The sequence below is a fragment of the Candidatus Nanosynbacter sp. TM7-053 genome, assembly GCF_022828375.1.
Classification (GTDB): domain Bacteria; phylum Patescibacteriota; class Saccharimonadia; order Saccharimonadales; family Saccharimonadaceae; genus Nanosynbacter.
Window position 1 is genome coordinate 190,442 of the sequence record NZ_JAJQJX010000002.1, and the last position, 19,426, is coordinate 209,867.

Consider the following 19,426-nt stretch of genomic DNA (forward strand, 5'->3'; position numbering starts at 1 on the left):
TCATGAGGGTGAATAAAATACGACGTCGGCAAGTGGTGATTGCGCTGGTAATTCTGGTGGCTGGCGTGGCGGTTTGGGCTTCGCGAATTTCACAACCCGAACCTCAGACAATTCAAACTTCAACACAACGAGAATTATTTGGTAATTCGAACGCCAAATCGGAATTGGAAAAGATAGAAGTCAAAGGACGTGCGCCAAAGACTGGTTATTCCAGAAAGCAATTCGGCAACGGCTGGGGTAAAATTAACGGCTGCTCTGTGCGGGAAGTGATTCTGGCGCGAGACTTGACGGATGAGAAAATTGATGAAAAATGTCGAGTTTTGTCGGGTGTGCTGAATGATCCGTACACTGGTCAAACAATCCAATTTCAGCGCGGCGAAAAAACCAGTTCTAAGGTCCAGATTGATCATGTCGTGGCTTTGAGCGATGCTTGGCAAAAGGGCGCGCAGCAAATTTCTCCAGAAGAACGAGAGAAATTGGCGAACGATCCGTTAAATCTGTTGGCGGTTGACGGTCCAGCGAATCAAGCCAAAGGTGACGGCGATGCGGCGACTTGGCTACCGAGCAATAAGCCGTTTCGTTGTCAGTATGTAGCGCGCCAGATAGCAATAAAGCGACGATATCGCTTGTGGGTGACTGAGGCTGAAAAAAGCGCGATGTCGGGAATCCTAGAAAAGTGTATTGAAGTAAATTGACAAAATGAAAAATTTTTAATACAATGAGAAAGTACTCATCCGGCCGGCAGGTCGGAGTTTTTCGTTTATGGAAGTTTGAGACGGAAAAAGATATAATTAATAAGAAGGAGAATGTAATGGAAGACTTGAATATTAAGCAGTTGACGTTGGCAGTGCGTACGATTGCTGAGGAAAAAAACTTGCCAGAAGAAACAGTTTTGAGCGTGATTGAACAGGCGATTGCGGCGGCTTGGCGTCGTGATAACGGCACACGTGACCAATTGGTTCGTGCAAGCTTGAATATCAATAACGGTACGGCCGTCGTGTCGGTTGTTAAAACTGTTGTTGAAGAAGTTGAGAATGACGCCAATCAAATCGACCTAGAGGAAGCTAAGGAGATAGATCCTGCGGCTGAGCTTGGCGGTGAAGTTGTGATGGAAACTCATAATGTGACGACTTTTGGTCGAGTTGCGGCTCAGACTGCTAAGCAAGTGATTTTGCAGCGTTTGCGCGAAGCTGAGCGTGAAGTTGTTTTGGCGGAATTTGAAGATAAAATCGGTACGGTTGTTATCGGTACAGTTCAGCGAGTTGAGCCACGCGTTGTGCGAATTGAGCTTGGCAAGGCTGTCGGAATTATGCCTCAGAGTGAGCAGATTCCTGGCGAGTATTACGGCGTTGGTCGTCGAATTAAGGTTTATATTAAGGATATTGAGCGCGAAGGTCGCGGTCCGCAATTAATTCTTAGCCGCGGCAACGAAGAGTTTGTGCGATTCTTGTTCAATCAAGAAGTCCCAGAGATGGAAACTGGTGCAGTTGAGATTAAGGCGATTGCTCGCGAAGCTGGTCGCCGAACCAAATTGGCGGTTTCTTCGGCGCTACCTGGCGTTGATCCAGTTGGTACGTTTGTTGGTGGTCACGGCGCCCGCGTTCAGGCTGTGATGAATGAAATTGGCGAGCAGGAAAAAATTGACATTATTCCATATGAGGAAGATGCGGCTGGATTTATTGCCAATGCGATGAGCCCAGCAGAGGTTTTGAGTGTGACTGTCAATGAAGACGAGAAGCGTGCGACGGTTTATGTTAGCGAAGATCAGCAATCAATAGCAATTGGTCGCGCTGGACAGAATGTTCGCTTGGCAAGTCGATTGACTGGCTATGAGTTAGATATCGAAGCAAAAGCTCCTGTTAAGACAGAACCAAAACCTCGAAAGAATATTGAGGATAGCTTGATGAGCGTAGTTGAGGAGGTGGCAGAATAAGCTGCCTTCTGTAAATCGCCGAAAACGAAAGGAGGGCGATATGTCAGAAGATTTTTCTGAATTAGAACCTCGGCTGACGGAAACGGCTCGGGCCAGTTTGGGGCGGGCTGGTTTTCTGGCGCATAATGAGGGGAGTGAATATGTCGGCACGGAGCATATTTTGCTTGGTGTGTTGGCGCAAAATTCGTCGCTAGGCGCAAAGATTTTGGCTGAAAACGGCGTAACTTTGGATCGTGCGGAAATGGCGTTGAACCTGACCGCAAAGCCGCTGGTGATTACTATTGTAAGTAAGGGTTTGAGCGCCGAAGTTGTTGAATTGATAAGAATTGCTTGGCAATTGGCGGTTGAATTTGGGCAGGAAAAAATTGGCACAGAACACATTGTTTATGGAATGCTGCAGCAGCACGAGGCGCGAGCGACTAAATTGCTGCGGGATATGAACGTTGACATTGACAATCTGCGCGGAAGTTTGGAAGATGTGTTTGATAAACAGCAGTTTGAATCTCTGCAGAGTGAGCACGGTACGGCAAGTAAAAATTCTGGCGATTTGCGAGTTTTGGAGAAATTCGGTGTCGATTTGACGCGGCGTGCTAGCGAAGGATTTTTGGATCCGGTGATTGGTCGAGCGTCGGAAATTCAGCGAATGATCACGATTTTAGGTCGGCGAAGTAAGAATAATCCAGCGCTAATTGGCGAACCTGGCGTCGGTAAAACTGCGGTAGTTGAAGGATTGGCGCAAAGGATTGCTGGTAATAAAGTTCCCGAATTTTTGAAGGGTAAGCGACTTTTTCAATTGGATTTGACGGCGATGATTGCTGGGACGAAATATCGCGGGCAATTTGAGGAGCGATTGCAAAAAGTTCTGGCGGTCGCCAAAAAACATCAAGAAGTTATTTTGTTTATTGACGAGTTGCATCTGTTGGTTGGCGCTGGTTCGGCTGAAGGCTCGATGGACGCGGCGAATGTATTGAAGCCAGCGTTGTCGCGAGGCGAGGTGCGATTAATTGGCGCGACGACGTTTGATGAATATCGAAAACATATCGAAAAAGATGCTGCGTTGTCACGGCGCTTCCAGTCGGTGACGATCAATGAGCCATCGCCAGAAGAGGCGGTGGAGATGATGCGCGGTTTGAGAGGAAAATTAGCTAAGCATCATCAAGTTCAAATTCCTGACGAAATGCTGACTGAGGCGGTGGATTTGAGCCAGCGTTACGTAACGGAGCGATTTTTGCCAGATAAAGCGATCGACGTGATTGACGAGGCGGCGAGTTTGTTGAAGTCTAGCTCGCCAATAAAATTGTCGCGTAAGGATAAATTGGCTCGCCAAATTAAGCGATTGGCTGGAAAAATTGATGCCGCGGTCGAAGCTGAGGATTATGAAAAAGCCGCAGAATTTAAGATGCAAATGAGACAATTGGAATTGCAAGCCGAAGCACTGAAAGATGAAGCCAGTGATGAGCCGGTATTGACCGATGAATATTTGCGTCGAGCGGTTTCGGCGATGACGAATATTCCGATTGACAGATTATCGTTGAATCAGATGAAAGATTTGATTCGCCTGGAAAAACGACTGAGCCAGAGCGTTCTTGGGCAGAATGAAGCAATTGAGCAACTGGCGCGCGCGATTCGCCGCAATAAAGCTGGACTAAATCGTCAGAGTGGGCCGCTTGGGTCGTTTATCTTTCTGGGTCCGACTGGAGTTGGTAAGACGGAATTGGCGCGAGTTCTGGCGCGGGAAGTTTTTGGCGGCGATGATAGTTTGATTAAAATTGACATGAGCGAGTTTTCCGAGCGTCACACGGCTAGTCGTCTTGTCGGTGCGCCGGCTGGTTATGTTGGCTATGAAGATGGCGGGAAATTGACGGATAAAGTTCGTCGTCGACCGTATAGCGTGGTGTTGTTCGATGAAATTGAAAAGGCGCATCCTGACGTTCTGAATTTGCTTTTGCAAATTCTGGAGGACGGCAAGTTGAGCGATTCTCACGGACGAACGGTGAGTTTTCGGCAGACGATTGTCATATTGACGAGCAACGTCGGCGCCGAGCAAATGATTCAGGATTCGGAGCTGGGATTTGGCGCGCCTGGGCAGAAAAAGTTGGCTAGCGAAAATCGTCACGAGAAAAATTCGCGTGCCGCTCTGCGTGAGCTTGAGGAATTTTTGCGTCCAGAATTGATTGGTCGATTTGATAACGTGATTACATTTAAGCCACTCTCTCGTTCGATCGTGCGAAAGATTTTTGACAATCTCGCGTCTGATTTGATCAAGGCTGTCGCTCAACATGGAATGAAGCTTGATATTACTTCTTCGGCGAAGCGTTGGTTGATTGATCGGGGATTTGACGAGCAGCGCGGCGTGCGAGTTTTAAGACGAACAATTCAGTCGGAGCTGGCGGATCCGCTGAGCGATGTTTTATTGTCCAATAAAGCAAAACCTGGCGACACGCTGGAGGCTAAAATTGATAATGATAAGGTGGTGATTAATGTCAATCGTGCGTAAAATATTCAGTGTCCTCACGCCGATAATTATACTTTCTGTTGCGATTTTTATGATGATGAATCGTCAGCAAATTATTGACGAGATTACGCTGTGGCAATATAAGCCGAGTGCGGAAATTGTCGCTATTGCTGATCGCGTAAAGATGTCGGATATTGGCAGAAAAATGTTCTATGTTTCTAATCCGCAGATTAAATCTGCAAATGAGTTTAACGAAGATTGTCGCCGTGTGGAAAAGGGAAATGCGATTTTGGGTTGTTATAATCCGTCATCTAGGGATATTTATATTTATAACGTGACCAATTCTGAGCTTGATGGCGTGAAAGAAGTGACGGCAGCACATGAGATGTTGCACGCTGCTTGGGAAAGGTTGAGTGCATCGGAAAAATCTCATTTGAGCGAGCTTTTGGAGCAGGCTTATAATAATGTGAAAAATAAGAAATTGTCCGAGCGGATGGAGTATTATGATCGTGCGCAACCCGGAACAAGAGCTAACGAGCTGCACTCAATTTTAGGGACGGAATTTGCCAATTTGGGCGATGAGCTGGAAGAATATTATCGACGATATTTTACTGATAGATCCGAAGTCGTGAAATTGCACGCGCAATATCAAGAAAAATTTGAGTCCAGAGAAAATGAAGCGCAGAAATTGAGCGAGTCGTTGAAGGTTCGAAAGGAAAAATTGAACAGAGAATTATCACAGTATTCGACTGATTTGGCGGATTATAATAGTCGCGTGGCGGACTTTAATCGGCGAGCGGGCATTAGTGGCGGATTCTTGTCGCAGAGTGATTTTTATAGTCAACGCCAAGCTCTGAAGGCGGAACTCTCGGAGTTGAACGAAAGGCGTGTCAATTTGAATTCTGAGATCAATTCTTACAATTCCGATGTTTTGCGGCTCAGGGAATTGGGTGTGCAAATTGATGAATTGAATAAAAGTTTGGATAGTTTGGAGGGGGCGAAATAATGGCGAAAGCTAGAAGTCAATTTGTTTGTCAGCAGTGCGGAGCTAGATTTTCAAAGTGGGCTGGCAGGTGTGAAAATTGCGGGGAATGGAATTCGCTAGTCGAGCAGGTCGTTTCTTCTGGCGGGTCATCCGTTGTTGACAAATCAGCTGGGCGCGGCAAAGCCTTGAAAACGTCTAGCATTCGTGAAGCTGCCTCTGAGTCTGGGCTAGAAAGATTAAGCACGGGAATTGACGATTTGGACACTGTTTTGGGTGGTGGTTTTCTGGTTGGCGGCGTGGTGCTGGTAGCGGGTCAGCCAGGAATTGGGAAAAGTACATTGCTCGCGCAAGTTGCGGCACATATCGCCAAGACAAAATCGGTGTTATATGTAAGCGGCGAGGAGTCGGTTTCTCAAGTGAAGCTTCGTGCGGAGCGTTTGGGTGCGGCTGATTCGGAAAAAATGCAGCTGGCGTCCAGTAATAGCGCGGAAGATATTGCGGCGTCAATTCAGCAAGGCGGATACGATCTGGCGATTGTCGATTCGGTTCAGACAATTTCTCTTAGCGAGATTTCCTCGGCTCCGGGGTCGGTTAGTCAGATTACCAACTCGTCAAATGTAATTATTCGTGCCGCCAAAGCTTCGGGCACGGCGGTGATTTTGGTTGGTCACGTTACTAAAGAGGGTTCGATTGCTGGTCCGAAGATATTGGAACATTTGGTGGACGTTGTACTGAATTTTGAGGGCGATCGATATGGCGGTTTTCGAGTCGTTCGTGCGCAGAAGAATCGATATGGTTCGACTAACGAAGCGGCTATTTTTGAGATGGACGAGCAGGGATTAAGAATCGTGAAGAATCCGTCGGCGGAACTCCTGGCGGAGCGTCAGAATCTGGATGGGTCAATTGTGCTGGCGACCATGGAAGGCGCACGTCCGCTTTTGGTGGAAATTCAGGCGCTAGTTAATCCGACGAATTTTGGCTATCCTAAGCGCACGGCGAGTGGTTTTGATTTGAATCGATTGAATCTGTTGGTGGCGGTTCTGGAGAAGCGAACAAAGTTGAAATTGGCGGACAAAGATATTTATGTCAATGTGGTTGGTGGTCTGAAACTAAATGATCCAGCTGCTGATTTGGCTGTGGCGATGGCGATTGCTAGCGCTAGCGCTGGGCGAAGTCTGGATGAAGGCGCCGTAGTGTTTGGCGAGATTGGTTTGGGTGGCGAGGTTCGCTCGGCGACGAATTGGCAAGCTCGAATTAAAGAGGCGAAGAAGCTGGGCTTCACTTATGCGATTGCGCCAAAAGTTCATAAAGATAAATTTATAAAAGGCGTCAGTGATATGCGACAGGCGCTAATTGACTATTTACAATAGAAAGGGAAAAAATGAAAGATTTTTACGGATTGATAATAATTACGATGCTACTTGGCTTGGCGGCTGAGGTTTATTTCTTGGCGAAACCGCGACGAAATTCATCTGTGGGCGCGGCGCCGATTTTGGTCGACACGTCAGTACTCATGGATGGGCGAGTGACTGAGCTAGCGAAGACTGGATTTCTGCTGGGAAAAATTATTGTGCCGAGGAGTGTATTGACAGAATTGCAATTATTAGCCGACGGCGCAGACCACGACAAGCGTGAAAGGGCGCGATTCGGCATGGATGTCGTGAAGGAGCTCAAGGATATTTTGAAGTCTTCTTTTGAGCTATATGACGATAATATTCGCGTGCCTGAAGGTGTGGATTCGCGCTTACTGAAATTGGCGAAGGAGATGGATGCGGCAGTATTGACGCTTGATTATAATTTGAATAAGGTGGCACAAGTTGACGGCGTTAAGGTTTTGAATATCAATGAGCTGGCGAAAAGTTTGAGGATGAGTTATTTACCTGGTGACGAGCTGGATTTGGAGCTGTCGCAAAAGGGGCAAGATTCTCATCAGGCAGTTGGCTATTTGAAAGATGGAACGATGGTGGTTGTTGAGAACGCCAAGCGCTACATTGGGCAAACGAAGAAGATTGAGATCATCCGAAGCTTGCAGACCGACGCTGGAAAAATGATGTTTGCGAAGCTTGTGGTTGAACAGAAAAAACCTGTAAAGCAGAAGACCAGCGTCCCTAAAAAGCGCACAAACGGTCGCTCAAAAACATCAGCTCAACACGAGGCTGAGCTGATTAATTTAGTAAATAAACAATAGTTTATTTAGTGAACTTGAATGCTGCCGGTTGAAGTAGCGGTGTAATATGCAGAGTCTCTTACGGTCACAGAAACTGTGTGTGCTCCTGTCGTATCAAGCTCTACCGTAGCGGTCTGCTTGCCGCTTGAAGTAATTTCTGAACTTTTAATACTCTTTCCGTCCACGGTAATTTCGATTGCCGATAAGCCCCAAGTTCCTGCTGTAATATCAACATTTATCGTATATTTCTTACCGCTGTTGGTGTATGATATTGCTCCAATTTGCGGTTTAGTGTCGTCGCACTTGTGAACGTCATCTTCTGCGTTCGCGTCGTAGCCTGAAGGAACGGTGATTGATTCTTTCTTAGTCAAAGGATCAATAATCTTTGTCACTTCAATCTCTTCCTTTGCGCCATCCGGAGTACAGTTTGTTGCCTTTTTCTTAGAGACTTTATCGAAGGTAATTTTCTCTGTAGATTGACTTTGTCTTTTATTCCACCATGATGGATAGAGCTCACCGTTGACAGTCTGGATTCCGCTTGGTCGCTCATACCATTGACCTGACTTCCATTTGCCTTCCTTGGCGTAAACTTGGGTGTGGGCGAACTCCATAACCTTTCTAATCACCGGCATTCCGTAGTTAGAAGCTGATGTACCAATCACGCTGGTGTCGGAGTTTCCGAGCCACATTCCCATGACTAGAGCTGGGCTGTAGTTGATAATCCAGAGGTCTTTTGGCTGCGAGCCTTTGTCCGATGTACCGGTCTTTGCAGAGGTTCGAACGCCATTGACACCCATCCAGCCGTGAAGTCCAGGAGTTCGGTCGGACAAGATGTCGTTCACAATGTATGCTGATTGAGAATCGACAACTTGCTTGCCTTCATCTTTCCATTTTTTCAGAGTTTCGCCTTGGCTGTTCTTTACTTCAATAACACTTGAAATGTCTTTTTGGACTCCCATTCGCGCCAATGTTGAGTAGGCGTTCACCAATTCTGTCTGTTTGGTTCCACATGCGCCGATTGCCGCACCGAGTCCGTAACCACCGGCATTTTCTTCCTGACGGCAATAGTTAGGATCGCCCATCCTGCGGATTCCCTCGACGACAGGCTTAGCGGATCCGTCGCCAACGATGTAAGCGGCTTTAATGGCTGGGACGTTTCGGGATAGGGCTAGTGCTCTTCGAATATTGATGGCACCCATAAACTTATTGTCCCAGTTTCTCAGAGTCGCGCCGTACAGTTTATCAATGTTTTCATCGGCTAAGACTGTGCCACTGCCGTATGCTTGCTTGCTGTCGTGTTTGTCGAATAATTGAGCAAAGACAAGCGACTTAATCGTGGAACCTGGCTGGATATAGGAAACTGCGGCGTTGTCCTGACCGAAGCCAGTGTAATTAAAGTCACGGCTACCAACAAGTGCTACGATTTGTCCAGTCTGAACATCTTCGACTGTTGCGGCGCCGTTACTAATTCGCACAGAATCTGGTCGACCCGTTGCAAAGAACGACTTCATCTCATTTTCAAGTTTCTCCTGAATTCGCCAGTCAAGGGTGGTTTTAATTGTCAATCCACCGCGTCCAACTACTGATTCGCCAAGCTCTTTACTTAACTGATTGCGAACCATCAATAGGAAGTGAGGAGCCTTAATATTCTCCAAGTGCTCGGTCTGTGGCTTAAGCGTGCTTAAAATGTCAATCTTTTTAGCTTTTTCAGCCTCGTCCTTGGTAATAACACCTTGCTCAGCCATGTAATCCAAAACTGTATGTTGTCGGGCAATCAAAGCTTTATTTCCAGCGGTGTTATATGGATTGTAGTAAGTCGGATTCTGTGGAATACCAGCAATTAGCGCCGCTTCCGCTAGCGTCAGATCTTTAGCGTGCTTACCAAAGTATGTTTGAGCGGCAGACTCTGCGCCGTTACGACGACCGCCGTACGGAGATTCATTCAGATATAATGACAGAATTTGGTCTTTGCTATACATGCGCTCGACTTCAATTGCGAGGATGATTTCCTTGATCTTTCGAGGAATACCGCTAATCGATCGGTCGCCAGCCTCATCTGCGAAGAAGACTTGTTTGACTAGCTGCTGTGTCAGAGTCGATCCACCCTGAACTTGGCGTCGTGAAGCAGTTGAGAGCATTGCGCGCAACATACCGCTAAGACTGATGCCGTGGTGATTATAGAAGTTTCGGTCCTCAATTGCGACAGTGGCTTTTTTCAAATAGTCGCTAATCTGGTCAGATTCGACAACCAATTGATAATTGCCCGTGCCTTTATCTTCCCAAAGTAAATTATCATTACGGTCGTAATATTTAGTAACGGTCGTCTGAACACGCTTAGCAAGTTCACCAGGGCGAATTTTATCGAGATCCTTGCGGAAGTAAGCGAACATTCCGCCGATAAGTAGCAACATCAACAAAATACTGACGCCAAGAATTTTCAGCGCCATCAGTCCGCCGCGCTTGGAGAACCAATATTTCGCTAGTCGCTTTGGGTGTAATCGATAAAAGAATCGCTTTACGGGATGTTTCGGCAAAGTCGCCAAATATTCCGCTCGTTCGCGCGCGTCCTTGTCTTTTTTAGTCTTATGTTTCTGCGCCAAATTGGCATATAAGTTCATCCGTTTCGACGGAGATTTCTTATCGCTTGAGCCGTGTCCGGCGGTGCTTATCGTAGTCTTTTTCTTCACAATTCTATTATATCACGCATATGTTTCGCTTCAATTGTAAAATTGCTATACTAGTTATATAGAAAAGGAGTGATATGAAATTATCAGAAGAATTACAATGGCGCGGATTTGTCAATCAAATGACATTCGACGATATTAGCAAGGTTGATACGCCGCGCAAGTTCTATTTTGGCGTTGACCCAAGCGCTGATAGTATGCAGATTGGTAATTTAGCAGCAGCAATGATGGTGCGGCTATTTATGGAATATGGTCACGAAGCTTATCTGCTAGTAGGCGGGGCTACTGGTATGATTGGTGATCCGGACGGCAGGAAAGACGAGCGTGAAATCCGCAATGCTGACACGGTGGCGCATAACGTGGAGTGCATCTCGGCGCAGTACAGGCGCGTTTTTGAGGGGCGTGACTTTCATCTTGTTAATAACGCTGATTGGTTTCGTAATATAAACTATATCGATTTCTTATATAAAGTTGGTAAATATATGTCAATGACACAGCTGCTTGATCGCGAGTTTGTCCAATCGCGCATCGGCGAGGGCGGCAGCGGTATTAGTTATGCTGAGTTTAGCTACTCATTAATGCAGGGCTATGACTTCTTGCACTTATTCCGAGAGCACGGTGTTACGCTACAGGTGTGCGGCGCTGATCAGTGGGGAAACTCGACGACTGGCGTTAGCCTTATCCGCAAGCTAGAGGGCGGCGAAGCGCACGTTTACTCAGTGCCGTTGGTCATCAATAAAGCAACTGGCCGTAAGTTTGGTAAGTCTGAAGGCGGTGCAATTTGGCTTGATGAAAATAAAACCAGCGTATATAAGTTTTATCAATTCTGGCTAAATGTTGATGATGACGGTGTAATCGACTATATGAAGATGTACACTACGCTAGACCGCGATACGATTGAAGCTATTGCTGAAAATCATGCTGTAAATCCTGGTGCTCGTTCGGCTCAGAAGGTTTTGGCTCGTGAAGTTACTGACATTGTTCACGGTAGCGCGCGTCGTGAATCTGTTGAGCGTGTGAACGAAGTTTTATTCGGTGGTGGCGATTTTAAGAAATTGTCAGACGATGATTTAGGCGCTTTGGCTGAGGAAATTCCTTGCGTTGATGCTGGAATTGATGTGATTGGAGCGTTGGTAGAATCTGGTGCAGTCGGCTCTAACGGCGAAGCGAAGCGATTGTTAAAATCTGGCGCCATTAGCCTAAACGGCGAAAAACTTGCCGAAAATAAAGTCGTCAACGCCACATCGCTGCTGAAAAAAGGCAAAAATACATTTGTGCTAATTATGGGGGAAAATGAATAATGAAAAGAATTATCGGTTTTGACTTGGACGATACGTTAGCAATTACAAAATCGCCAATTAGCGACCGTATGGCGGAGATTCTTAGTCGATTGCTTGAGAACTATGACGTTTGCGTGATTACGGGCGGCACGTTTCAACAGATAAAGAAGCAGGTGATTGATAGGTTGAACGTTACTCCGGAGTCGCTTCAGAAGTTTCACGCGATGCCGACTTGCGGTACTCGATATTATCGATTTGACTCCGCCGATGATGAATGGAAAATTCAGTATGCGAATGATTTGTCTGACGAGCAAAAAACTCAGATAACCGCGGCATTGGAAGAAGTAGCGAAGGAAATGGGCATTTGGTGCGAGAACCCTGCGGGCGAAATAATTGAAGATCGACATAGCCAGATTACTATGTCGGCTTTGGGGCAGCAGGCTACACCTGAAGATAAATATGCGTGGGCTGAAAAATATAAGGATGTTCGTCCGATATATCGCGACAAGGTGGCGGAGAAGTTGCCTGGACTTGAGGTGCGAATTGGTGGTACGACCAGCACTGACATCACGCTTCCGGGAATCGATAAGGCTTATGGAATTGGCAGGTTGCTTGAACTGAATGGCTGGTCAAAAGGAGAAACACTGTTCTTTGGTGACAAAATTGAAGAAGGTGGCAATGATTTTCCAGTTAAGCAAATGGGCGTAGATTCAATCGGCGTGAGAGGTTGGGAAGATACGGCTTACGCTCTGGAAGGCATCAACGCCGTTTCGTAGATGAAACTAGCAACTCCTCTCGAGCAAATTAAAGGCGTAGGACCGAAAACTGTTCAGGCTCTAGCGGCGGCTGGTCTTAAAACGATTTCTGACGCTTTGGATTTCTTACCGCGAGCATATGACGACTATTCAACCGCGGTTAATATTGCAGATCTTCAGCCGGGAAAAGTTACGGTTAAGGCGCGCTGCGAGTCGGTTTCGACGCGTATTGTTCGGCGCGGACTTAGAATCACGACCGCAGTTTTGGCGGATAAATCAGGCAAAGTTAAGGCGGTTTGGTTCAATCAGCCGTACCGCGAAACGCAATTAAAATCTGATGCGGAATTTATTTTTTCTGGTCAATTTGGTATGCAATATAATCGCTATCAAATCAATAATCCGTCCGTCGAGCTGGCGAAAGAAATTGCCAAAACTGCTGCGGAAAATAATTCTGGAATTCAGCCAGTTTATAAGTCGATTAAAAATATCCGTCCAAAAACCGTGCAAGATTTGATGAAAAATATTCGTCCAATTATGGATTTTTTGCCTGAGACTTTGCCAGAAAACATTATTCGGCGCCAAAAATTGGTTAGTCGATCTGAGGCGGTTAAATTTCTTCACGCGCCAAAAACTCACGAGGAAATTTCCCGCGGTCGTGAGCGCCTGGCGTTTGAGGAGTTGTTCGAGATGATATTGGCGGCACAATTTAATAAGCAAGAACAAACCAGATTAACAGGCTGGAAGATTCCGTTCAATAAGTCGGTCGTGAAGAGTTTCGTTGATCAATTGCCGTTTCCTTTGACGAATGCTCAGCGTCGAGCTGCGTGGCAAATTCTGCAAGATTTGGAGTCTGACCATCCGATGAATCGGTTATTGCAAGGAGATGTTGGCTCGGGAAAAACTGTCGTTGCGGGATTGGTGGCGGCGGAAGTGGCGAAGGCCGGTTTTCAGACGGCAATTATGGCGCCGACGGAGATTTTGGCGCAGCAACATGCGAAGACGCTTGACGAGCTATTGTCGCCATTTGGTGTGTCTGTCGCGCTTCTGACGGGCCACGTGAAAGGTGCGGCGCGCAGTCAATTGTTGGACAATTTGGCTATTGGTAACATTGATGTTGTGGTTGGTACTCACGCGCTAATTCAGGAAAAGGTTGCGTATCATAAATTAGGTTTCGCAGTGATTGACGAACAACATCGATTTGGCGTAAAGCAACGACAAGCTTTGTTGGAAAAGTCTGATTTTATGCCGCATCTTTTAAGTATGACCGCCACGCCAATTCCGCGCAGCTTGGCGCTGACATTGTACGGAGAATTGGACATTTCCATTTTGGACGAGTTGCCCTCTGGTCGTCAGCCAATTCAGACTAAGATTTGGTCGCCAGCATCAGCTCCGAAGCTTTACAAATCGATTGAAAATGAGTTAGCCAAAGGTCGCCAAGCTTACGTTATTTGTCCGTTGATTGATGATAATCCAGATAATGATAAGAAATCGGTGGAGGCGGAATATAATAAATTGTCTAAAACTATTTTCAACCATCGTCGAGTTGGGTTGTTACACGGAAAGCTTCCTGTCGAAGAAAAAGCTGAAGTGATGCAGAAATTTGCGGACGGCGAACTGGATATGTTGGTGAGTACGACTGTGGTTGAGGTTGGTGTGAATGTGCCGAATGCGACAGTGATGCTAATTGAGAATGCGGATAATTTTGGATTGAGTCAGTTGCATCAATTGCGCGGACGAGTTGGGCGTGGGAAACATCAGAGTTTTTGTCATTTGATGATGAGCGGTCACGATAAGCCAAGCCAACGACTTCGGGAGATTGAGAAATCGCAGGATGGGTTTTATTTGGCGGAGGTTGATTTGAAATTGCGTGGACCTGGCGAGATTTACGGCAAAATGCAGCATGGGGATTTGAACTTGAAAATTGCCTCGCTGGCGGATACGGCGCTAATTGCTCGCGCTCAAACCGAAGCTGAACGCTTTGTCAAAGAGGGGCAAGATTTGCTACAATATAATCATCTGGCGCACGCCGTCAGTCGCTATCAGCGATTAACTGTTTTAAATTAATATGTACGCAGGAACAACAATTAGGGATGGCTCTGGTCGATTTATTGGCGTCCACCAAAAAATAGATCGAGTCGCAAGGAGAAATATAAAACCGATTCTTCCTGATTGGTGCGATTTTCCTGATATTAAAAACATTCTTCATTTTGAGGGCAAGAATGGTCCTGATGGCGTCAAGCGAAAAAGTCCAGCCGTGGATGAACCGTGGCATTTTATAAATCCGGACGATCCAAATGACACTGCACTTTTGGAGATGATTGACGGACATATTGGCAATTTAGCCCGAGCACTGCGAACAAATAATTCCGAGCGAGCAGCGTTTGAGGCGGCGTGGATGGCGCATGCGATTACCGATGGTTTGACTCCGGCTCATCATTTTCCTCTGGAACAAGCTATGGCGGAACTTCGCGGCGGTGAAGGGTTGGAGACGCGAACCTCAATTTTGAAGAAAAATCTCATGAAGGGCGATAACGGAATTGAACTGATTAAGAACAACTGGAAATTCTGGGGCGCCAAAGGTATGATGACGACGCACGTGGCGTTTGAGGCTGGCGTGGCTAGCGTGGTGTCGTATCCGCGTTTTAAGGATGCAATTCCGAGTGACGATGAGATATTGCAGGTGAAAAATCACGGCTATCGTGAGTATTATTTGGACCAAGTTCACGCCGTGGCATCGATGAAAATGTATGACAATTTTAGCAAGAGCGGCTGGACGACGGATCTTGCTTGGCAAACAAATCACGAGCTAATGCCGATTATTATAAAGTCGGTGATGTTGGGCTGGCTGGCGTCTGTCTGGAATCTCGAGGCGGAAAAAAGTGAGAGTTAGGATTATCTCTGGCGAATTTGGCGGACGATTTATAAAAACTCCGCCTGGCTCAACGACGCATCCTATGGGCGAGCGAGTGCGCTCAGCTATGTTCAATTCTTTGGGTGAATCAATACGCGGCGCGCGGGTTTTGGATGCTTTTGCGGGGTCTGGTGCTGTTGGACTAGAGGCGTTAAGTCGCGGCGCGGAATCGGCGGTTTTTGTGGAGCGAGATCGAGTCGCTCAGCGAGTAATTGCTGAAAACATAAGCATTTTGGGGGTCGAAGAAAAATCTATTGTAATAAAAACAACGATAGTAAATTGGCTAGAAAGTGCGAGTTCAACAGGGGAGTTCGATATTATTTTTGCCGATCCGCCGTACCACAATCCGCAGTTTTCCACAGTTTCTAAGCTAATGAGACTACTCAAACCGGGTGGAACTATGATATTATCACATCCAGGAATAGGTGAGGTGCCAGTTCAAGACAAAACTGTTGTGGTGGACAGTCGTAGTTATGGGGAGGCGCACCTCACCAAGTTCCTACGATTGGAAAATTAAATTCTTATAGGTCGTTCTGATGCTTGTCAGGACGATTTTTGTTGTATAGCAAAATTTCTGGGTTTTTACGGCTATAGAGCCACTGTGTATTTAGATGCGCTTTCCGTACGTCGTCGCAATTCACTATTTATATCTTCAAGCATGGAAGTTGCCTCATCTACGCTTAGTTTTCTTGCTCGTAATTGCTCGACTATATCTGAATGTAGTTTTAGCAATTCTTCCATCAATAAGGCCTCCAGTAAGGCTCCTTCTCCTTTTGCGTCACAGACTTCTCTTCTATTGATTTCCATTGTTTATATTTTATAATAATTATTCTATTAATGCAAGCGGCAAGCTGATGACGGAGCTGTTTCGTTTAATGGTGTCATGAAGTTAACTCTACCACTACATCTGGTGGTGTCGTATAATGGTTTATAGACAAAGTAAAAAGAGGAGGAATGTAGAAAAATGCCGTGTATTGATTGTTTACCAGGTGGAACAAACACAAATTCGCAACGAGTAATATTGAACGATAATCTGGATGGCTTCGGTACTTATGGGGAAGCTAGTAAGGTTGGTGACGAGGAGTTAGAAAACGATACGACAAAATCTAGTCAAAATAGCTACCCAGATGTTCTTGATGATTACTATTCAGACTTGGAAGCTCTCACCAAGGCTGCCGACAATAAGAAAACTAAAGAGGAAATGGCTAGGTTGGCGACTGGATGCGCGGGTCTCTATCCCATAGAGGAGTGCAACACGGAAACGGGGATAGTGTTCTAGTTGAATGTTTTTGTTGCTAGGCAATAAGTAAAACTCCGCAATATCCTGGAATTGTCATTTGGAGATTTTCTGCGGTAATTAAATTGACAGAGTGAGTCGAGGTGATAATCTTGGCGCTTTCTGGAATGGAGAAGCTTTGTTTCTCGTCTGCGAAATTGATGAAAATGTAAGCACGTTGACCGGCCAGCTCTCTTTTTAATCCGAGAATAAAGCCGTTGCCAGTGTTTTGCACGATGCTCAAACTGCCATTTTTAAGAATTGGGAGAATTTGGCGCAATTTTAGTAGTCTTCGGTGCATATTAAGCAAAGAATCGTTTGCGGTTTTTTCACTATCAACGTTAATCTTCGTGTGATTATCATTAATAGGAAGCCAAGGTTTTGCACTTGAAAAGCCTGCAAATTGCGAATCATTCCATTGCATTGGCGTGCGTTCCAAATCTCGGCTATCAACAACAGAATTGGCGGGACTAAAATTATCTCGAATGTCATTAGCGGTCAATTCTCCGTTTGTCATGCCAATTTCGTCGCCGTAATACACTACGCTAATTCCTGGAGTGAGGAGATTTAAGAAGCTGAGAGCGCGGGCACGTTCTTCGCCCAATCTGGAGGCGACTCGCGGCTGATCGTGATTTCCGATACAGAAAAATGACGTGGTTGAGTTCGCTGATTGCAAATAATTTTCGATTTTTTTCTCAATATTTTTAGCATGCCATTCGTTGTCGCGATATTCCATAAAAAACGCCGAGGCTTTTGGATGGGTCGTTAGGATTTGGCTGTATTGATGATAAATATCGCCCAGCTTATCGTCGGGATAAAATTCAAACACCATTTGCTTGTCGTCATATTCATCGCAGACTGACGCCAATTCTCGCAAATATTCCTGAAAATGCGGTCCCATTTTACAGTGGTCGTGAATAAACGCTCCGTAATCGTTTGGATTGCCATAAAAATCAGAATTTGGAGAATCGTCTTTAAAGTCGGGATCTTTGGAGATTCCCCAAATTGCATCGACGCGCATTCCATCAACGCCCATATCAAACCAAAATCGCACTATGTTTTTCATTTCAGCACGCACTGCGGGATTGTCCCAATTCAGATCTGGCTGCGTTTTTAAGAACGAATGCAGGTAAAATTGCCCAGCGAGCTCGTCAAATTCCCACGAACTGCCACCAGACAAGCTTCGCCAATTGTTAGGCTCGCTATTATTTTTTCCGTCGCGCCAAATATAGTAATCGCGCTTGGGATTATCACGCGAAGATCTGGATTCTTGAAACCACGGATGTTGGTCTGAAGTGTGGCAGGGAACGAGGTCAATCATAACTTTAATATCGAGATCGTGGGCTTTTTTAAGAAGCGTCTGAAAATCGTGCATTTTTCCGAAAGTCGGATCGATTGCTCGATAATTTGCGATATCATAGCCAAAGTCAGTCAGCGGCGATACGAAGAATGGGGAAATCCAAATCGAATTGATGCCCAGCCATGATAAATAATCCAGCTTCTCGGTAATGCCGTTCAAATCGCCAATTCCATCGCCATTCGTATCTAGAAAACTGCGCGGATAAATTTGATAAAGAGAGGCGACATCTTGCCAGGTTTTCATGATTTAAGTATAAGCGAGATGTGCGTAAAATACCAATAATAAAAATACCCAGATTAACTGGACATGTCTAATTTCAATTGGTGCGGGGTGATATAGAATGTTTACACGAAATAGAGGCTGAGATCTGTAGGTGGGAGGATATTCTCCGCATTGAGTATGTACGATATATGAGAGGAGACACTGAATTATATTCCTCAACAGACTTACATATTACTGGAGAGTTATAATAAAAGACATGAGTAAGACGAGTGTAGAGGGCAAGAAGGACAGGCTCTTGCGTCTGGGCAGGGAGCAAGAGGTACGCCTAAAAGAGGAGCTGTCGAGCCAGGAAAATAGAAGCTATGCAAGGGCGGCTGCCTATGCGAATGCAGCACTTCGATACTATACAGCGGCAGGAGATAGTAAGAAAATAAAAGAGCTAAAGGCAAAAGCTTTGAAATATAGGCAGCTATCCGCTAGCGAGCTCACTCAAACGCTACCCCTTATATCAGCTGATATACAGAAAGTAGTAAATGACGAGATATGTCTGGTGATAAAAAAGTGCACGAGTTTCGACACGCTGAATGAATGTCTAGATTATCTTGCTCGCCTGTCCAGATTGGTCCCAAATTATGGGGAGATAGCTAAACATGCAAGTGAGCACCTGCCCCTTACTTCCATAATTGCAAATCATACAGTGATAGACGGCGAGGGTCACCTGATAAGTGATGATGACGAAGAAAACTATTGGACATATCACCATTATGACCTTGAGATGCAGGTCTATATCTACGAGATTGCCGGTGTCTTTCAAAAACTTCGCCTGGAAAAAGACTTGAATAATGTAACGATGATGGACTATGTATTATCTAAGGGAATTCTTGGTAGTGAGGAGTGTGTCAAGCTACAGTCTGCGTTTGTCAATCATTTTATTGTCGGCGATAATATAGCAGCAGTGCACATTTTGTCACCAACAATAGAAGGGTTAATTATATCACTATCAAGACGATTAGGCATTGATGTTGTAGCGCAGGATAGAGGCAGGATTACATCCAGAGATATATCATTAGGTACAAACAACATAACTTCGGAGTCGTTTACTAATGTATGGGGTGAGAATTTTTGCAGGATGATTGATTATCTTCTGTATAATAACTTCGGGCCAAAATTAAGGCACAGAACAGCACACGGCTCTATATCTATAAAAGAGTGTAATGACACATCTGTCGTTATCTTACTATACATACTAATAAAAATATTAAATTTGGTTAGAATTACAAAGACAAGTACAAGCGAACCACAAGATGACAAATAAATCCCGACCGCATCTCCAAGCGTCTCTCCTCGGCTTAGCTATTGGCGACGCCCTCGGTGCTCCTATTGAACACGGTTATACGA

16 protein-coding genes are annotated in these 19,426 nt (G+C 45.6%); 13 read left to right on the forward strand and 3 right to left on the reverse strand.

Features of this window, described 5'->3' with window-relative positions:
- The first annotated feature begins 2 nt into the window (after positions 1-2).
- From LRM50_RS03935 to LRM50_RS03960, 6 genes are read left to right on the forward strand one after another with little or no spacing between them, the layout of a single operon-like run.
- On the forward strand, positions 3-695 hold the full coding sequence (locus tag LRM50_RS03935; RefSeq protein WP_243809963.1) for an HNH endonuclease family protein: 693 nt from the start codon (positions 3-5) through the stop codon (positions 693-695).
- Positions 696-718: 23 nt separating this feature from the next.
- Complete coding sequence (nusA, locus tag LRM50_RS03940) at positions 719-1,933, forward strand: transcription termination factor NusA (RefSeq protein ID WP_243809964.1); 1,215 nt, start codon at positions 719-721, stop codon at positions 1,931-1,933.
- Between the two features lie 40 nt (positions 1,934-1,973).
- On the forward strand, positions 1,974-4,430 hold the full coding sequence (locus LRM50_RS03945; RefSeq protein ID WP_243809965.1) for an ATP-dependent Clp protease ATP-binding subunit: 2,457 nt from the start codon (positions 1,974-1,976) through the stop codon (positions 4,428-4,430).
- Positions 4,414-5,394 (forward strand): GumC domain-containing protein, encoded by a 981-nt coding sequence (locus LRM50_RS03950; protein ID WP_243809966.1) that lies wholly within the window; start codon positions 4,414-4,416, stop codon positions 5,392-5,394. The genes LRM50_RS03945 and LRM50_RS03950 overlap by 17 nt, the downstream gene beginning before the upstream one ends.
- Positions 5,394-6,743 carry a DNA repair protein RadA gene (radA, locus tag LRM50_RS03955; protein ID WP_243809967.1) on the forward strand — a complete coding sequence of 450 codons (1,350 nt, stop codon included), beginning with the start codon at positions 5,394-5,396 and terminating at the stop codon, positions 6,741-6,743. Before LRM50_RS03950 ends, radA begins: the two co-directional genes overlap by 1 nt.
- A gap of 11 nt (positions 6,744-6,754) precedes the next feature.
- Positions 6,755-7,561, forward strand: a complete 807-nt coding sequence (locus tag LRM50_RS03960; protein WP_243809968.1) for a PIN/TRAM domain-containing protein — start codon at positions 6,755-6,757, stop codon at positions 7,559-7,561.
- Positions 7,562-7,566: 5 nt separating this feature from the next.
- On the opposite strand, the gene LRM50_RS03965 is transcribed toward LRM50_RS03960, so the two are convergent.
- Positions 7,567-10,227 carry a transglycosylase domain-containing protein gene (locus LRM50_RS03965; RefSeq protein WP_243809969.1) on the reverse strand — a complete coding sequence of 887 codons (2,661 nt, stop codon included), beginning with the start codon at positions 10,225-10,227 and terminating at the stop codon, positions 7,567-7,569.
- 74 nt (positions 10,228-10,301) lie between these two features.
- On the opposite strand from LRM50_RS03965, the gene tyrS reads away from it, so the two are divergent.
- Genes tyrS through rsmD form a run of 5 tightly spaced genes read left to right on the forward strand, consistent with a single transcriptional unit; the run spans position 10,302 to position 15,687 of the window.
- Positions 10,302-11,525 carry a tyrosine--tRNA ligase gene (tyrS, locus tag LRM50_RS03970; RefSeq protein WP_243809970.1) on the forward strand — a complete coding sequence of 408 codons (1,224 nt, stop codon included), beginning with the start codon at positions 10,302-10,304 and terminating at the stop codon, positions 11,523-11,525.
- Complete coding sequence (locus LRM50_RS03975) at positions 11,525-12,280, forward strand: HAD-IIB family hydrolase (RefSeq protein ID WP_243809971.1); 756 nt, start codon at positions 11,525-11,527, stop codon at positions 12,278-12,280. Before tyrS ends, LRM50_RS03975 begins: the two co-directional genes overlap by 1 nt.
- Complete coding sequence (recG, locus tag LRM50_RS03980) at positions 12,281-14,323, forward strand: ATP-dependent DNA helicase RecG (protein WP_243809972.1); 2,043 nt, start codon at positions 12,281-12,283, stop codon at positions 14,321-14,323.
- A gap of 1 nt (position 14,324) precedes the next feature.
- Positions 14,325-15,149, forward strand: a complete 825-nt coding sequence (locus LRM50_RS03985) for a phospholipase C/P1 nuclease family protein (RefSeq protein ID WP_243809973.1) — start codon at positions 14,325-14,327, stop codon at positions 15,147-15,149.
- On the forward strand, positions 15,139-15,687 hold the full coding sequence (rsmD, locus tag LRM50_RS03990; protein ID WP_243809974.1) for a 16S rRNA (guanine(966)-N(2))-methyltransferase RsmD: 549 nt from the start codon (positions 15,139-15,141) through the stop codon (positions 15,685-15,687). Before LRM50_RS03985 ends, rsmD begins: the two co-directional genes overlap by 11 nt.
- A gap of 71 nt (positions 15,688-15,758) precedes the next feature.
- Here rsmD and LRM50_RS03995 read toward each other — a convergent pair whose 3' ends face one another.
- Positions 15,759-15,977: a hypothetical protein gene (locus LRM50_RS03995; RefSeq protein WP_243809975.1), complete on the reverse strand. Its 219-nt coding sequence runs from the start codon at positions 15,975-15,977 to the stop codon at positions 15,759-15,761.
- 157 nt (positions 15,978-16,134) lie between these two features.
- Between LRM50_RS03995 and LRM50_RS04000 the strand changes: the two genes are divergently transcribed.
- Positions 16,135-16,449, forward strand: a complete 315-nt coding sequence (locus tag LRM50_RS04000; protein WP_243809976.1) for a hypothetical protein — start codon at positions 16,135-16,137, stop codon at positions 16,447-16,449.
- 16 nt (positions 16,450-16,465) lie between these two features.
- Here the strand turns inward: LRM50_RS04000 and LRM50_RS04005 are convergent, their stop codons facing one another.
- Positions 16,466-18,049, reverse strand: a complete 1,584-nt coding sequence (locus LRM50_RS04005) for an alpha-glucosidase (RefSeq protein ID WP_243809977.1) — start codon at positions 18,047-18,049, stop codon at positions 16,466-16,468.
- Between the two features lie 235 nt (positions 18,050-18,284).
- On the opposite strand from LRM50_RS04005, the gene LRM50_RS04010 reads away from it, so the two are divergent.
- Positions 18,285-19,343, forward strand: coding sequence for a hypothetical protein (locus LRM50_RS04010; RefSeq protein WP_243809978.1), 1,059 nt, complete (start codon positions 18,285-18,287; stop codon positions 19,341-19,343).
- Positions 19,344-19,426 lie beyond the last annotated feature (83 nt).

Excerpts from the sequence above, each read along its gene's own strand:
- LRM50_RS03995 (WP_243809975.1), bottom strand. The coding sequence starts at position 15,977 with ATGGAAATCAATAGAAGAGAAGTCTGTGACGCAAAAGGAGAAGGAGCC.
- LRM50_RS03945 (WP_243809965.1), top strand. The coding sequence starts at position 1,974 with ATGTCAGAAGATTTTTCTGAATTAGAACCTCGGCTGACGGAAACGGCT.
- LRM50_RS04010 (WP_243809978.1), top strand. The coding sequence starts at position 18,285 with ATGAGTAAGACGAGTGTAGAGGGCAAGAAGGACAGGCTCTTGCGTCTG.
- nusA (WP_243809964.1), top strand. The coding sequence starts at position 719 with ATGAGAAAGTACTCATCCGGCCGGCAGGTCGGAGTTTTTCGTTTATGG.
- LRM50_RS03950 (WP_243809966.1), top strand. The coding sequence starts at position 4,414 with ATGTCAATCGTGCGTAAAATATTCAGTGTCCTCACGCCGATAATTATA.
- tyrS (WP_243809970.1), top strand. The coding sequence starts at position 10,302 with ATGAAATTATCAGAAGAATTACAATGGCGCGGATTTGTCAATCAAATG.
- LRM50_RS03960 (WP_243809968.1), top strand. The coding sequence starts at position 6,755 with ATGAAAGATTTTTACGGATTGATAATAATTACGATGCTACTTGGCTTG.
- radA (WP_243809967.1), top strand. The coding sequence starts at position 5,394 with ATGGCGAAAGCTAGAAGTCAATTTGTTTGTCAGCAGTGCGGAGCTAGA.
- LRM50_RS04000 (WP_243809976.1), top strand. The coding sequence starts at position 16,135 with ATGCCGTGTATTGATTGTTTACCAGGTGGAACAAACACAAATTCGCAA.
- LRM50_RS03975 (WP_243809971.1), top strand. The coding sequence starts at position 11,525 with ATGAAAAGAATTATCGGTTTTGACTTGGACGATACGTTAGCAATTACA.
- LRM50_RS03935 (WP_243809963.1), top strand. The coding sequence starts at position 3 with ATGAGGGTGAATAAAATACGACGTCGGCAAGTGGTGATTGCGCTGGTA.
- LRM50_RS03985 (WP_243809973.1), top strand. The coding sequence starts at position 14,325 with ATGTACGCAGGAACAACAATTAGGGATGGCTCTGGTCGATTTATTGGC.
- LRM50_RS04005 (WP_243809977.1), bottom strand. The coding sequence starts at position 18,049 with ATGAAAACCTGGCAAGATGTCGCCTCTCTTTATCAAATTTATCCGCGC.
- recG (WP_243809972.1), top strand. The coding sequence starts at position 12,281 with ATGAAACTAGCAACTCCTCTCGAGCAAATTAAAGGCGTAGGACCGAAA.